The sequence below is a fragment of the Micromonospora sp. NPDC000668 genome, assembly GCF_042897975.1.
In the GTDB taxonomy this organism is placed as follows: domain Bacteria; phylum Actinomycetota; class Actinomycetes; order Mycobacteriales; family Micromonosporaceae; genus Micromonospora.
This window is the reverse complement of sequence record NZ_JBIAYP010000003.1, coordinates 32,006-44,364: the sequence shown is the minus strand read 5'-3', so window position 1 is coordinate 44,364 and position 12,359 is coordinate 32,006. Positions and strand designations below refer to the sequence as shown.

Below are 12,359 nucleotides of genomic sequence, written 5' to 3'. Positions count from 1 at the left end.
TCACGCGGCCTCCGCCTCGGAGACTCCAAGCTCGGAGAGGAAAGACTTGGCCCAGTGCCCCACGTCGTGGGTGCGCAGGTGACGTTGCATTGTCCGCATCCGGCGGCGCGCCTCGGTTTTCTCCACGTGCACGGCCCGGAGCAGGGCGTCCTTGACCGCGTCCGGGTCGTGCGGGTTACACAAAAAGGCCTGGCGCAGCTCGGTGGCGGCGCCGGCGAATTCACTGAGCACGAGCGCGCCACCCTGGTCGGCGCGCGATGCGACGTACTCCTTGGCCACCAGATTCATTCCGTCTCGCAGCGGGGTCACCATCATCACGTCGGCAGCGACGTACATCGCGGCCAGTTCACTGCGACTGTACGACTGATGCAGATAGTGCACCGCAGGCACGCCGACCCTGCCGAATTCCCCATTAATCCGACCAACTTCGCGCTCCACCTTGACCCGAAGTGCCTGGTAGTGCTCGACGCGCTCCCGGCTTGGCGTGGCCACCTGCACCATAACCGCGTCCGGAACTGTCAACTTTCCGTCAGCCAGTAGCTCGCGGAAGGCCTTGAGGCGCAATTCGATGCCCTTGGTGTAATCCAGCCGGTCCACGCCCAGGATTATCGTCTTCGGATCGCCCAGTTCGGCGCGGATCTGCTTCGCCCGGGCCTGGATCGCCGGGTCGGCGGCCATCCGCTCCATCTCCTGGGTGTCGATCGAGATGGGGAAGGCGCCCGCCTTCACCTGCCGCCCGTCGACCTGGATCATCTGCCCCTCGTAGCGCAGCCCGAGCAGGTGCCGGGCCAGCCGGACGAAGTTCTGCGCGGCCAGCCGCTGCTGGAAGCCGACCAGGTCGGCGCCGAGCAGGCCGCGCAGGATCTCGGTACGGAACGGCATCTGCATGAACAGCTCGATCGGCGGGAACGGGATGTGCAGGAAGAAGCCGATCCGCAGGTCCGGCCGCAGCTCCCGGAGCATCGCCGGGACCAACTGGAGCTGGTAGTCCTGCACCCAGACCGTCGCGCCCTCGGCCGCCACGTCCGCGGCGGCCTCCGCGAACCGCGCGTTGACCAGGCGGTACGCCTCCCGCCAGCGACGCTTGTAGGCCGGCGTCTCCACCGCATCGTGATAGAGCGGCCAGATCGTCGCGTTGGACTGGCCCTCGTAGTACCGCTCCAGCTCCTCGGCGCTCAGCGGCACCGGGTGCAGTCGGATCCCCTCAAGGTCGAACGGCTCGGGGGCGGCGCCGGTCCCGCCGGCCCAGCCGACCCAGGTCCCCTGGTGTTCGGCGAGCACGGGATGCAGCGCGGTGACCAGCCCGCCGGGGCTGCGTCGCCACTGCCGCCCTTCGGGGGTGCTCACCTCGTCGACCGGCAGGCGGTTCGCCACTACGACAAAGGAGCTACGGACGGTCACGATCGGCCACCTCCGGGTACTGACGGGTCCACCGCGATGAGCGTACTGAGCGTAGCTGCGGCGTCTGGTGCCCCGTGCCTGAGTTCCCTACCCGCCCCGCAGGGGCTGAATCTGGATGGTGATCTTGTCAACAACATGGGTCCTCCGACGGCACGACGTACTCCTGGGGCGGGGTGATGTGGGCGAAGCGGGCCGAACCTGTCAGGATTGACGATGGCGTGCGCGCGGCCGGCCCCCGGCCGGTGCCGCGGGCGGAGGTCGCAGCCCGCGCCGCGCCGCCCATCATGCGACAGCAACCGACGGAGGTAGCCCGCACCGTGGCCCAGTACATCTACGTCCTGGAAAAGGCGCGCAAGGCGCACGGCGACAAGGTCGTGCTCGACAATGTGACGCTGAGCTTCCTGCCGGGGGCCAAGATCGGTGTGGTCGGCCCGAACGGCGCCGGTAAGTCCAGCCTCCTCAAGATCATGGCAGGGCTGGACAGGCCGAGCAACGGCGAGGCCCGGCTTATGCCCGGCTACACCGTCGGCATGCTCGCCCAGGAGCCCCCGCTCAACGACGCCAAGACCGTCCTCGGCAACGTCGAGGAGGCGGTCGCCGAGACCAAGGCCAAGCTGGAGCGGTTCAACAAGATCGCCGAGCAGATGGCCACCGACTACTCCGACGAGCTGATGGAGGAGATGGGCAAGCTCCAGGAGGAGCTGGACCACGCCGACGCGTGGGACATCGACTCCAAGCTCGAACTGGCCATGGACGCGCTGCGCTGCCCGCCGCCGGACGCCGACGTGACCCAGCTCTCCGGTGGTGAGCGCCGCCGGGTCGCGCTCTGCAAGCTGCTGCTGGAGGCGCCCGACCTTCTGCTGCTCGACGAGCCGACGAACCACCTCGACGCGGAGAGCGTCTCCTGGCTGGAGCAGCACCTGGCCAAGTACGCCGGCACCGTCATGGCGATCACGCACGACCGGTACTTCCTGGACAAGGTGGCCGGCTGGATCCTGGAGCTGGACCGCGGCCGGGCGATCGGCTACGAGGGCAACTACTCCACCTACCTGGAGAAGAAGGCCGCCCGGCTGGCCGTCGAGGGCCGCCGCGACGCCAAGATGAAGAAGCGCCTCACCGAGGAGCTGGAGTGGGTCCGCTCCAACGCCAAGGCCCGGCAGACCAAGTCCAAGGCCCGCCTGGACCGGTACGACGAGATGGCCACCGAGGCGGAGAAGACCCGCAAGCTGGACTTCGAGGAGATCCAGATCCCGCCGGGCCCGCGCCTGGGCAGCACGGTGATCGAGGCGCAGAGCCTGAGCAAGGGCTTCGGCGACCGGCTGTTGATCGACAACCTGTCGTTCTCGCTGCCGCGTAACGGCATCGTCGGCATCATCGGCCCCAACGGCGTCGGCAAGACCACGCTGTTCAAGACCATCGTCGGGCTGGAGCAGCCGACCGACGGCTCGGTCCGGGTCGGCGAAACCGTCTCCCTGTCGTACGTCGACCAGAACCGCCAGGGCCTCGACGGCGACAAGACCGTCTGGGAGGTTGTTTCCGACGGCCTGGACTACCTGATGGTGGGCAAGGTCGAGATGCCGTCCCGGGCGTACATCGCCGCGTTCGGCTTCAAGGGGCCGGACCAGCAGAAGCCGACCAAGGTGCTCTCCGGCGGCGAGCGCAACCGGCTCAACCTGGCGCTGACGCTGAAGATCGGCGGCAACGTCATCCTGCTCGACGAGCCGACCAACGACCTGGACGTGGAGACCCTCTCCAGCCTGGAGAACGCGCTGCTGGAGTTCCCCGGCTGCGCCGTGGTCATCTCGCACGACCGGATGTTCCTGGACCGGGTGTCCACGCACATCCTGGCCTGGGAGGGCGACGACCAGGACCCGGCCAAGTGGTTCTGGTTCGAGGGCAACTTCGAGGCGTACGAGAAGAACAAGATCGACCGCCTCGGCGCGGAGGCCGCCCGGCCACACCGGGTGACCTACCGCAAGCTGACCCGCGACTGACCGGGCCGACAAGGTGTCTGACCGGTTCGTCTACCACTGCACACTGCGCTGGTCCGACCTGGACGCGTACGGCCACGTCAACAACTCGCGCTTCCTCACCCTGTACGAGGAGGCGCGGGTGGCGTTGATGTTCGCTGGCGGCCGGGCCTGGGGGGTCGGCTCGTTCGCCGACGGGGTGGTGATCCGCCGGCACGAGGTGGACTACCTGCGCCCGGTCGACTACGCGCTGGGCCGGGCCACCGCAGAGGCCGCGCCCACCGTCCGGATCGAGCTGTGGGTGGAGGAGATCCGGGCCTCCCGGTTCACCGTCGCCTACGAGTTGTACGACGGCGAGGTGCTGGCCAGTCGGGCCCGCTCGGTGCTGGTGCCGTTCGACCTGACCCGCCAGGTGCCCCGGCGGATCACCGCGGAGGAGCGGGATTTCCTGCTCACCTACGCTCCGCAGGGCGGCGCGGCGTGACTCGGCCGGGGTGGACGGGGTGACGGCGACGGCGGCCGGACACGGCGTCACCGGGGTGGCCGACGCGGGCGCCTTCCTGGCCCGGCTGGTCCGGCTGGATCCGGGCGCGCCGGTTCGGCTGCGGCCGGCCGGCGCCGCCGGTCGGGTCGCCCTCTGGGCCCGGCTGCCGTGGCAGGTGCTGGTGGTCCGGACGGTCGCGGGCGGCCCGGCCGACGGCACCCCCGAGGACGTCACGGTGGCCGCCGCGGAGCTGCTGGCGGAGCTGGAGCGCGGCGGCGCGGCGTTGCCGGCGCGTCGGGACGCGCAGTGGCGGTGGCCGCTGCCGCCGGTCCGCAGCCGGCCGGTGGAGGCGCTGCCCGCCGCCGAGCTGCGGCGGATCGCGGACGCGGCGGCGGGCACCCTGCGTACGGCGAGCGAGCACGGCGTGGCCGGCCGCGCGGTGGGTCAGCGGATGCTGCGCGATGCGTTGCTCGACCACGTGGCCGTGCTGGTCAGTCCGGACGGTCCGCCCGGCCCGCCGGTGGAGGTGCCGCAGCGACTGGTTCAGGGGCTGGTCCGGATGGGCTTCCTCGGGCCGGTTGACGGCCCGGCCGGTGCCCCTGCCGAGGCTGCCGTCCAGGTGCGGGTGGCCGGCCGTTGGGTTGGCCTGGTGGGACCATACGGAGCGGCCTGGTTGCAGAAGGCCACCGATCTCGCCGTGACGCCCCTGGCTACTCGTCCGAACGGATGACCCCTACTCATTCTTCTAGTCTGGGGCGGTCGTTGGGGGGGTGCTTCAACCCGGCTGTCCGGGTACCGTCCATCCTCGGATCCAACGCACCGTAGGCGACTGGATCCGCTGGGGAGTGAGGTGCGCGAGCGATGCCGTGGTGGTCATGGCGCCCCGGTCCCGCCGACGGCGGCGATCCGGAAACCCGAAGCGGGATCACAGTGGAGAGCGCGGTCCGGGTCGGACCGCCCAACCCTCGCCAGCCGGGGGACGACTGCCCGTCCAACGAGCGGCCCGTGCTGACCGAGATGCCGGCCACCATCGAGCCGGTGAGCCTGCGCCGGGTCTGTGACGCACTCGACCTGCTCGACGTGCGATATCTGGCCGACGGTGACGGCAACCTGCTGGCCATGTGGGAGCGGCACGCCGTGCTGGTCACCCTGGAGGGGCCTGAGGACGAGATCCTGGTGATGCGGGCACGTCCGCACGCCACAGTGCCGCCGGACTGGGCCGACCGGGCGTACCGGGTGGTCAACGAGTGGAACCACACGCGTCGGTTCTGCAAGGCGTACATCGGCGACCCGACCGAGCGCGGGCAGCTACCGATCTACGCCGAGCTTCAGGTGCCGCTCGGCGCCGGCACCCACGATGCGCTGCTGGTCGAGATGCTCGACTGCGGCGCCGCGGTGGCCACCAGCTTCGTGGACTGGCTGCACGACGAGGGCGCGCTGCTCTGACCTAGCCGCGAGCCGGGTGCCCGGGCCGGGCCGTCAGGCGCGGTCAGGCCGGGTCCTCCGTGGCGTTGATCATGAAGTGCGCCGCCCGCTCCAGGTAGTCCCAGAGTGTGCTGGCGACCTCCGGCTCCAGGTCGAGCCGGTCCACGGCGCGGCGCATGTGCCGCAGCCAGGCGTCCCGCTCGGCCACGCCGATCCGGAACGGGGCGTGCCGCATCCGCAGCCGCGGGTGCCCCCGCTGGGCGGAGTACGTGTTCGGCCCGCCCCAGTACTGCATCAGGAACAGCGTCATCCGGTCCGCCGCCGGGGCCAGGTCGTCCGGGTACATCGGCCGCAGCAGGGGATCGGTGGCGACGCCGGCGTAGAACTCGTCCACCAGCTTGCGGAAGGTGGGCTCGCCGCCGACCGCCTCGAAGAGGGTCGTCGACGCACCAGGACGGTCGGAGTCACCTGCGGGAGTCACCGTTCCATCCTGCCAGGCGTGTTCAGTGCCGGCCCGACCCGGACGCCGTGCGTCGGGTCACGCCGGGCCCGCGTTCGTGTCAGGGCCGCTCGTGTCGGATCGGCGGACCAGGTCAGCTGACCGCGTGCCGACGGCGGTCGTCACCGGCTCGCGGCTCGGGGGGCCCTGCCGGGGTGCCGCCGGGCGTCGGGTTGGCCGGCGACCCGGCGTTGGCCGCGGAGGCCGTCGCGATGGCGCCGTCCACCGTCTGCTGGTCCGGCCAGCGCAGCGACGCCACCACCATCAGCACCACGCCGGCCGCGCTCCACACGCCGACCACCAGCGGAATGGAGAACCGCTCGGCGAGCAGGCCGGTGACGAGCACCGCCATGCCCTGGATGACCTGCACGCCGGTGGCCATCACACCGAAGGCGCGGGCCCGGAACTCGCCGGGCAGCGCCTGGACGAACAGCCCGTTGGCCATCGGCAGCATGCCGGCGACCGCGAACCCGCAGAGAGCCGCGAGCAGCGCCACCACGATCGGCGGTGGGTCGAACAGTGCCGGCACCAGCGCCAGCGGGGCGAACACCGCCAGCGGTCGCATCAGGGCCAACCGACGGGCCGGGCCGAACAGTCGGCTCACCAGCAGCCCGCCGAGGATGAACCCGAGCGGGTTGGCCATCATGATCACCGCCTGAGCCAGGCCGGCGTCCAGGTCGCCGTTGTCGTCCCGGTTGGCCCAGCCGGCGGCCAACCCCTCGGGGACGATCGAGAAGAGCATCGCGCTGAACACCAACACCGCGATGGCCCGCAGCACCGGGGTGCCGAAGACGATCTGGAACCCCTGGCCGGTCTCCCGGAGCAGGTGGCTGCGCTGCGCGGTGGTCATCATCGGGGCCCGGTCGCGGACGCCGAGACGGACCAGCAGCGCCGAGACGGCGAAGGTGACCGCGTTGATCAGCAGCGCGAGGGCCGGGTCGATCGCGGCCACGGCGGCGCCGAGCAGGTAGCCGACGACCTGGGCGGCCTGCCCCACGCTGCTGTTCAGCGACAACCCGACCACCAGCCGGTCCCCGGCCAGGATCTGCGGCATCAGCGCGGATTTCGCCGCCTGGCTCGGCGGGTTGGCCAGCGTGGCGGCGAAGATGAGCACCAGGACGGCCTGGACAGGCAGGTCCGGGAGGGCGATGAGCAGCATCAGCGCCGTCCGGATCACGTCACACGCCACCATCACCCGTCGGTACGGGTACCGCTCGGCCAGTGCGGCGAGCACGGGGCCGCCGAGCAGCCAGGGCAGGTAGCTGACGGCGAACGCGGCGGCGGAGAGTGCGACGGACTTGGTCTGCTGGTAGACGAGCAGGGTGACCGCGGCCTTCGCGACATAGTCGCCGACCCAGGAGAGCGCGCCGGCCGCGAAGACGGCCCGGAACTCGCGTTGGGCGAACACCTCGCGGAATGTCGCCGGGCCTTCCGCGGAAGGTCGCTCGTCGGGCACCGTCGCCTCCATCGGCTCCCGGGACGGCCGCTCGTGACAGCCGGGGCCGGAAACACTCGTCAGATCTACGGATCAGCGAGGATGTGGATCACGCTCCGGCGGGAACGCGTGCTCCGGATTCTGCCCGATCGTCTGACAACTAGCTAGGGCGAACGGTTCGTTCGTCGCATCCCCGACTGAACGAACGGACGATACCTGAGGGGCCGGGCGGCTCGCGACCCCTCGATGGCCGGACAGCGTCGTCCGGGTCAGGTCGGGCCGCCCTGACCTGTCTCGCCGTCGGCCAGCGGCCGGATCGGGACGCCGGGATAGCTGCGGGAGGCGGCGATCTGGGCGGTGATCCCCGAGTTCTCCAGTGCCTCCGCCAGCCGCCGGCGCAACTCCCGGCCCACCGCGAACTGCCCGTCGGCAGTCGTCTTGACCACCGTCCGGATCACCGCCCCCTCCACCGTCATCTGCTCGACGCCCAGCACCTCCGGCGCCTCCACGATCTCCGGCGACAGCTCCGGGTCCACCGCCATCGAGGCTGCCGCGGTCCGCAGCACGGCCGTGGCCTCCTCGGTGCCGCTGAAGCCGATCGGCAGGTCCACCACGACCAGCGCCCAGCCCTGGCTCTTGTTGCCCACCCGGACGACCTCGCCGTTGCGGATGTACCAGAGCACGCCCCGCCCGTCGCGCACGGTGGTGACACGTAGCCCGACCGACTCCACCACACCGGTCGCCTCGCCGAGGTCGACGTTGTCGCCGACGCCGTACTGGTCCTCGATCAGCATGAACAGACCGGCTATCAGGTCCTTGACCAGGCTCTGCGCGCCGAAGCCCAGCGCGACGCCGGCGATCCCGGCGCTGGCGAGCAGCGGGGCCAGGTCGAAACTGAACTCGCGCAGGATCATCAGCAGCGCGATGCCGAAGACGAACGCGGTGGTGAGGCTGCGCAGCACCGAGCCGATCGCCTCGGCCCTCTGCCGACGTCGCTCCGGCACGAACTCCGTCGGGTCGACCGCAGCGGTGGGCACCCGTTCGCGCAGCGGCCGCAGCATCGTCGGCACCGCACCGTCGGTGGTGGTCCGGACCAGCCGGTTGATCGTCCGGTGCACCGCCCAGCGGGCGATCATCGCCACCGCCACGATCACCAGCACCCGCAGTGGCTTGAGCAGGATCCAGTAGCTGCCCTCGGCGAACCAGGCCGACTTGGTCAGGTCGTACAGCCATTCGCAGGAGGTACTTCCCTGACAGTCCGGCGGGGCGGCGGTGGACAGGGCAAGGGGCATCAGGCTGGCGGCACTCACCCTGTCTTCGTACCGCAACGAGCCGGCGAGCCCGTCGCCGACCCACCGGCCGGGTGACCTGCCGCCGAGGGCGGGGTCGGACTGGGGCGAACCGGCCATCGTGACAGGTGCGGGAAAGAGCTTCATGTCGGACCCCGGATTAGTACGTGCAATCCGGGGTCCGATCAGGGACTATTGGCGCAACGGACGTCGGTGATCGGACCGGCGTCGACCGTGTGGGCCGTCGTGCCCGGCCCCGGTCGGCGGCGGTACCGCAGCAGCCGCTGAACCGGGAGGGTGAGCGCGATGCCTGACATACGACCCACGGTGGGCTCCGGCGCGCTGGTCCTCAACGCCACCTACGAGCCGCTGTGTGTCGTGTCGGTGCGCCGAGCCGCCATCCTCGTCCTCTCCGCAAAGGCTGTCTGCGTCGCCGACGGTGACGGCATCCTGCACAGCGCCCGGGACGCCCTCCCGGTGCCGTCGGTGGTCCGGTTGACCCGCTTCGTCCGGGTGCCCTACCGCACCCACGTCGGGCTGTCCCGGCGGGCGATCTTCGCCCGGGACGGGTGGCGGTGCGCCTACTGCCGAGGCCCGGCCGAGACCATCGACCACGTCTTTCCGCGCAGCCGGGGTGGCCGGCACGCCTGGGAGAACGTGGTCGCCGCGTGCGCCCGGTGCAACCACACCAAGGGTGACAAGACCCCGGCCGAGCTGGGCTGGCGGCTGCACGCGCTGCCGGCCGCACCGAAGGGCACCGCCTGGCGGGTGCTCGGGCACCGCGCCCCCGATCCGCGCTGGGCCGACTGGCTCGACCTGCGTGAGCCCGAAGCGGCCGCCTGATCCTGGTCCCGCAGACCCCAACGTCACGCAGAACGAGCCTTCACCAGCGACGCGAAGACCACCACGTTGTCCGCGTAGCCGGTCTCGCCCCCGACCCATCGGCCGCCGCAGGTGATCAGCCGCAGGCTCGGGCGGCTGAAGTCGCCGTACACCTCGTCCACCGGCAGTTGCGCCTTGTCGAACCGCTCCACCGAGTCCACCTCGAAGACCGCCACGCTCCGGTCGGAGCGGGTGACCTCGATCTGATCGCCGGAACGCAGGTCCCGCAGCTTGTGGAAGACGGCCGGTCCGCTGGTGGTGTCCACGTGTCCGACGATCACCGCCGGGCCGTACTGCCCGGGCGTGGGTCCCTGGTCGTACCAGCCGGCCTCCTGGGCGCGGGCCGCGTCCGGAACGGCGATGGTGCCGTCCGGTGCGATGCCCACGCCGTGCACCGGAGCCTGCAGGTCCAGCGTGTGGATGGCGAGACCCACCGGGCGGCTGGCCGGCAGCACCGGGAACTTCTTCGGCGGAGGCCGCAGGCCGGCGGTGATCCGGTCCGGCAACAGGCTGACCCCGGTCACCTGCTCGATGCCGAGCATCGCCACGATCAGCACCATCAGCGCGGCGACGGCCAGTACCGGCACTCCCGGGTTGGTAGTGAACCGACGTCGGAGCAGCGGCGAGCCGGCCGGGCGGCTCGGCGGCAACGGGCGGGCGGCCGGATCGGTGGTGGCGACGCTGGCCGACACGGCCTGCCCGGCGACCCTGCGTAGCCGGCCGGAGGCCCGGGCGACCAGCCGGCCGGAGGCGCGCAGCGCCGCCCCGGACCGGCCCCGGGCACCGCGGTCCGGCCGCGCACGCGCGGAGGATCGGGTCATGGCGTGTCCTGCTCAGGAGCCCGCCCCGGTACGCCGCCGGCCGCCGGCCATGCCGAGCGCGACGGCGGTGGCCACCAGCGCCACGCCGCCGAGCACCAGCAGCGATCCGGTGCCCCGGCCGCCAGCGGTGCCGCCGCCCCCGGTCGCCGGCCCCTTGCTGGGCGAGGCCATGTTCAGCACGGTCAGAGTGGTCGTGGCCGTCTGACCGTTGTCGCAGCGCAGGTCGACCGGGTACTCGCCGGGCTGCTTGTCGCCCGGGATGGTGACCGACCCGGTCAGGAAACCCCTGTCCGGTCTGAGCATCAGTTGCCCGAACGCGTCGGACTGCACGGTGGCCTGGCGATTGTTGTCGTTGTCGCAGCTCGCCCGGACCTGGACCCGGCCTCCGGCCTGGACGCTGCTGGGCGTCACCTCGACGAAGGTGTTCTCACCGGCACTCGCCGGTGAGACCGACAACAGGACGAATGCCCCGACCAGCCCCATCAGTGTCAGGGCGGCCGAGAGTGCGCGGTTGATCGTGCGAAGACCCTGCATGATTTCCCCCTACCGGCGACAACCGCCGGAACCCTCCCCTGGGCACACGCGCTGTTTTCCCGCTGGCCGGGGGGCAAACCCGCAGGCGGGCAGGGTGGGGTCGGTCAGCGGCGGCGGGGCGTGGTGCCGCCGGAGGGGAGCGGCGTGATCGGCTGCCAGCCCAGCGGGGAGGACAGGACCATCGTGCTCGACGGCTGGCCGTACGGGGCGAGCCGGTCGATGACCGCCTCGAACTCGCCGATCGAGCCGGCCGCCACCTTGAGCATGCTGCACGCGTCCCCGGTGATCCGGTGGATCTCCAGGATCTCCGGCCAGCCGGCCACCGCCGGGTCGTGCAGGATGCACCGCGCGCCGTAGCAGGACATCCGGATGAGCGCGACCACGGTGCGGCCGGCCCGGGTCAGGTCGACCTGGGCGTGGTAGCCGGTGATCACCCCGGCCTCCTCGAGCCGACGGACCCGCTCGGCCACGGCGGGTGGCGAGAGGTGGACCCGCCGGGACAACTCGCTGAAGGACAGGCGGGCGTCAGCCTGCAACTCGCGCAGCAGCGCCCAGTCCATGTCGTCCACGCTCAGACCTTACTTTCGTGAACCGGATTCGCCCAGATGCCTTTGGCTTGCCGGCTGAGCGCGGGAAGCACCGTTGATCCGGCATTCCGCAGGCCATCCGACCGCGAGATCATGACGTCGACCAGTCCGGGGGAGGGAGACGAATGGTGGATCAGACGGAGCGGCGGGCGCCGAACCGCGCCGCCACGGTACGACCGGTGACCCCACGGCAGCGGGCCGCCCGCGCCGCACGCAACGGCGGCGAGCCGACGTTGGAGTTCGCCGAGCTGGTGCCCTACGACGCGTACGTGCAGGCCAGCGCCCTGCACCAGTTGCAGCATCCGCTCAGCAGCGACCCGGGCGAGATGTCCTTCCTGATGGTCAGCCAGATCATGGAGCTGTACTTCGGGCTGACCTGCCACGAGCTGCGGGAGACCCAGCGGCTGCTGCGCGACGACCGGGTCTGGGACGCGCTGGCCCCGCTGCGCCGCGCCGCGCTGCACCTGGAAGGCCTCAATGCCGCCTGGCAGGGCCTGCGCTGGATGACCCCGGCCGACTTCAACCGGTTCCGCAACCTGCTCGGCGAGGGCTCCGGCTTCCAGTCGGCGATGTACCGGCACCTGGAATTCCTGCTCGGGCTGCGCGACCCGGCGCTGATCCGGCCGTTCCGCCGGCAGACCGAGGTGCACGCCGCGCTGACCGCGGCGCTGGCCGCCCCGAGCCTCTGGGACGACGTGCTCGCGCTGCTCGCCCGGCGCGGCTTCGACCTCCCCGCCGACCTGCTGAACCGGGACGTGGCGATCGAGCACGACCCGCAGCCGTCGGTCGAGGCGGCCTGGGTACGGATCTACGCCGACACCGGGCCGGACAACCACCTGCGGCTGCTCGGCGAGGCGCTGAGCGGGGTCGCCGAGGAGTTCGGCGACTGGCGGTGGAACCACGTCAAGGCGGTGCAGCGGACAATGGGCGCCAAGGTCGGCAGCGGCGGTTCCGCCGGACTGGCGTGGTTGCAGCGCAGCATGGCCCGGGTGGTCTTCCCGGAGCTGTGGTCGGCCCGCACCGCGATGTGAC

13 protein-coding genes are annotated in these 12,359 nt (G+C 71.3%); 6 read left to right on the top strand and 7 right to left on the bottom strand.

Annotated features, from left to right (window positions below; genetic code table 11):
• Entirely contained in the window at positions 1–1,401 is a 1,401-nt protein-coding gene (locus ACFY29_RS16390; RefSeq protein ID WP_328419557.1) for a trehalose-6-phosphate synthase, read from the bottom strand.
• Positions 1,402–1,718: 317 nt separating this feature from the next.
• On the opposite strand from ACFY29_RS16390, the gene ettA reads away from it, so the two are divergent.
• The 4 genes from ettA (at position 1,719) to ACFY29_RS16370 (ending at position 5,301) form a co-directional block, all read left to right on the top strand.
• On the top strand, positions 1,719–3,395 hold the full coding sequence (gene ettA / locus ACFY29_RS16385; RefSeq protein ID WP_328419555.1) for an energy-dependent translational throttle protein EttA: 1,677 nt from the start codon (positions 1,719–1,721) through the stop codon (positions 3,393–3,395).
• Positions 3,396–3,408: 13 nt separating this feature from the next.
• A complete protein-coding gene (locus tag ACFY29_RS16380; protein WP_328419553.1) occupies positions 3,409–3,855 on the top strand; it encodes a thioesterase family protein in 447 nt (148 codons plus the stop codon).
• A gap of 10 nt (positions 3,856–3,865) precedes the next feature.
• Entirely contained in the window at positions 3,866–4,585 is a 720-nt protein-coding gene (locus ACFY29_RS16375) for a hypothetical protein (RefSeq protein ID WP_386986911.1), read from the top strand.
• A gap of 131 nt (positions 4,586–4,716) precedes the next feature.
• On the top strand, positions 4,717–5,301 hold the full coding sequence (locus tag ACFY29_RS16370) for a YbjN domain-containing protein (RefSeq protein WP_109817147.1): 585 nt from the start codon (positions 4,717–4,719) through the stop codon (positions 5,299–5,301).
• A 43-nt stretch (positions 5,302–5,344) separates the two neighbouring features.
• Here ACFY29_RS16370 and ACFY29_RS16365 read toward each other — a convergent pair whose 3' ends face one another.
• The 3 genes from ACFY29_RS16365 to ACFY29_RS16355 form a co-directional block, all read right to left on the bottom strand.
• On the bottom strand, positions 5,345–5,761 hold the full coding sequence (locus tag ACFY29_RS16365; protein WP_328419547.1) for a globin: 417 nt from the start codon (positions 5,759–5,761) through the stop codon (positions 5,345–5,347).
• A 112-nt stretch (positions 5,762–5,873) separates the two neighbouring features.
• Positions 5,874–7,247 (bottom strand): MFS transporter, encoded by a 1,374-nt coding sequence (locus ACFY29_RS16360; protein ID WP_355610107.1) that lies wholly within the window; start codon positions 7,245–7,247, stop codon positions 5,874–5,876.
• A 236-nt stretch (positions 7,248–7,483) separates the two neighbouring features.
• A complete protein-coding gene (locus tag ACFY29_RS16355) occupies positions 7,484–8,506 on the bottom strand; it encodes a mechanosensitive ion channel family protein (RefSeq protein WP_355610148.1) in 1,023 nt (340 codons plus the stop codon).
• 303 nt (positions 8,507–8,809) lie between these two features.
• Here ACFY29_RS16355 and ACFY29_RS16350 point away from each other — a divergent pair, with 303 nt between their 5' ends.
• Positions 8,810–9,346, top strand: a complete 537-nt coding sequence (locus ACFY29_RS16350) for an HNH endonuclease (protein ID WP_074313833.1) — start codon at positions 8,810–8,812, stop codon at positions 9,344–9,346.
• Positions 9,347–9,369: 23 nt separating this feature from the next.
• Here the strand turns inward: ACFY29_RS16350 and ACFY29_RS16345 are convergent, their stop codons facing one another.
• The 3 genes from ACFY29_RS16345 to ACFY29_RS16335 form a co-directional block, all read right to left on the bottom strand.
• Positions 9,370–10,206: a class F sortase gene (locus ACFY29_RS16345; RefSeq protein WP_386986905.1), complete on the bottom strand. Its 837-nt coding sequence runs from the start codon at positions 10,204–10,206 to the stop codon at positions 9,370–9,372.
• Between the two features lie 12 nt (positions 10,207–10,218).
• Positions 10,219–10,740 carry a hypothetical protein gene (locus ACFY29_RS16340; protein ID WP_328419541.1) on the bottom strand — a complete coding sequence of 174 codons (522 nt, stop codon included), beginning with the start codon at positions 10,738–10,740 and terminating at the stop codon, positions 10,219–10,221.
• A 104-nt stretch (positions 10,741–10,844) separates the two neighbouring features.
• Positions 10,845–11,309, bottom strand: coding sequence for an Lrp/AsnC family transcriptional regulator (locus ACFY29_RS16335; protein WP_355610069.1), 465 nt, complete (start codon positions 11,307–11,309; stop codon positions 10,845–10,847).
• A 146-nt stretch (positions 11,310–11,455) separates the two neighbouring features.
• On the opposite strand from ACFY29_RS16335, the gene ACFY29_RS16330 reads away from it, so the two are divergent.
• Positions 11,456–12,358: a tryptophan 2,3-dioxygenase gene (locus ACFY29_RS16330; RefSeq protein ID WP_386988429.1), complete on the top strand. Its 903-nt coding sequence runs from the start codon at positions 11,456–11,458 to the stop codon at positions 12,356–12,358.
• Position 12,359: the final 1 nt, after the last annotated feature.

Coding starts and splice junctions, on each gene's coding strand:
- ACFY29_RS16370 (WP_109817147.1), top strand. CDS start 4,717: ATGCCGTGGTGGTCATGGCGCCCCGGTCCCGCCGACGGCGGCGATCCG.
- ACFY29_RS16350 (WP_074313833.1), top strand. CDS start 8,810: ATGCCTGACATACGACCCACGGTGGGCTCCGGCGCGCTGGTCCTCAAC.
- ACFY29_RS16340 (WP_328419541.1), bottom strand. CDS start 10,740: ATGCAGGGTCTTCGCACGATCAACCGCGCACTCTCGGCCGCCCTGACA.
- ACFY29_RS16345 (WP_386986905.1), bottom strand. CDS start 10,206: ATGACCCGATCCTCCGCGCGTGCGCGGCCGGACCGCGGTGCCCGGGGC.
- ACFY29_RS16360 (WP_355610107.1), bottom strand. CDS start 7,247: ATGGAGGCGACGGTGCCCGACGAGCGACCTTCCGCGGAAGGCCCGGCG.
- ACFY29_RS16355 (WP_355610148.1), bottom strand. CDS start 8,506: ATGCCCCTTGCCCTGTCCACCGCCGCCCCGCCGGACTGTCAGGGAAGT.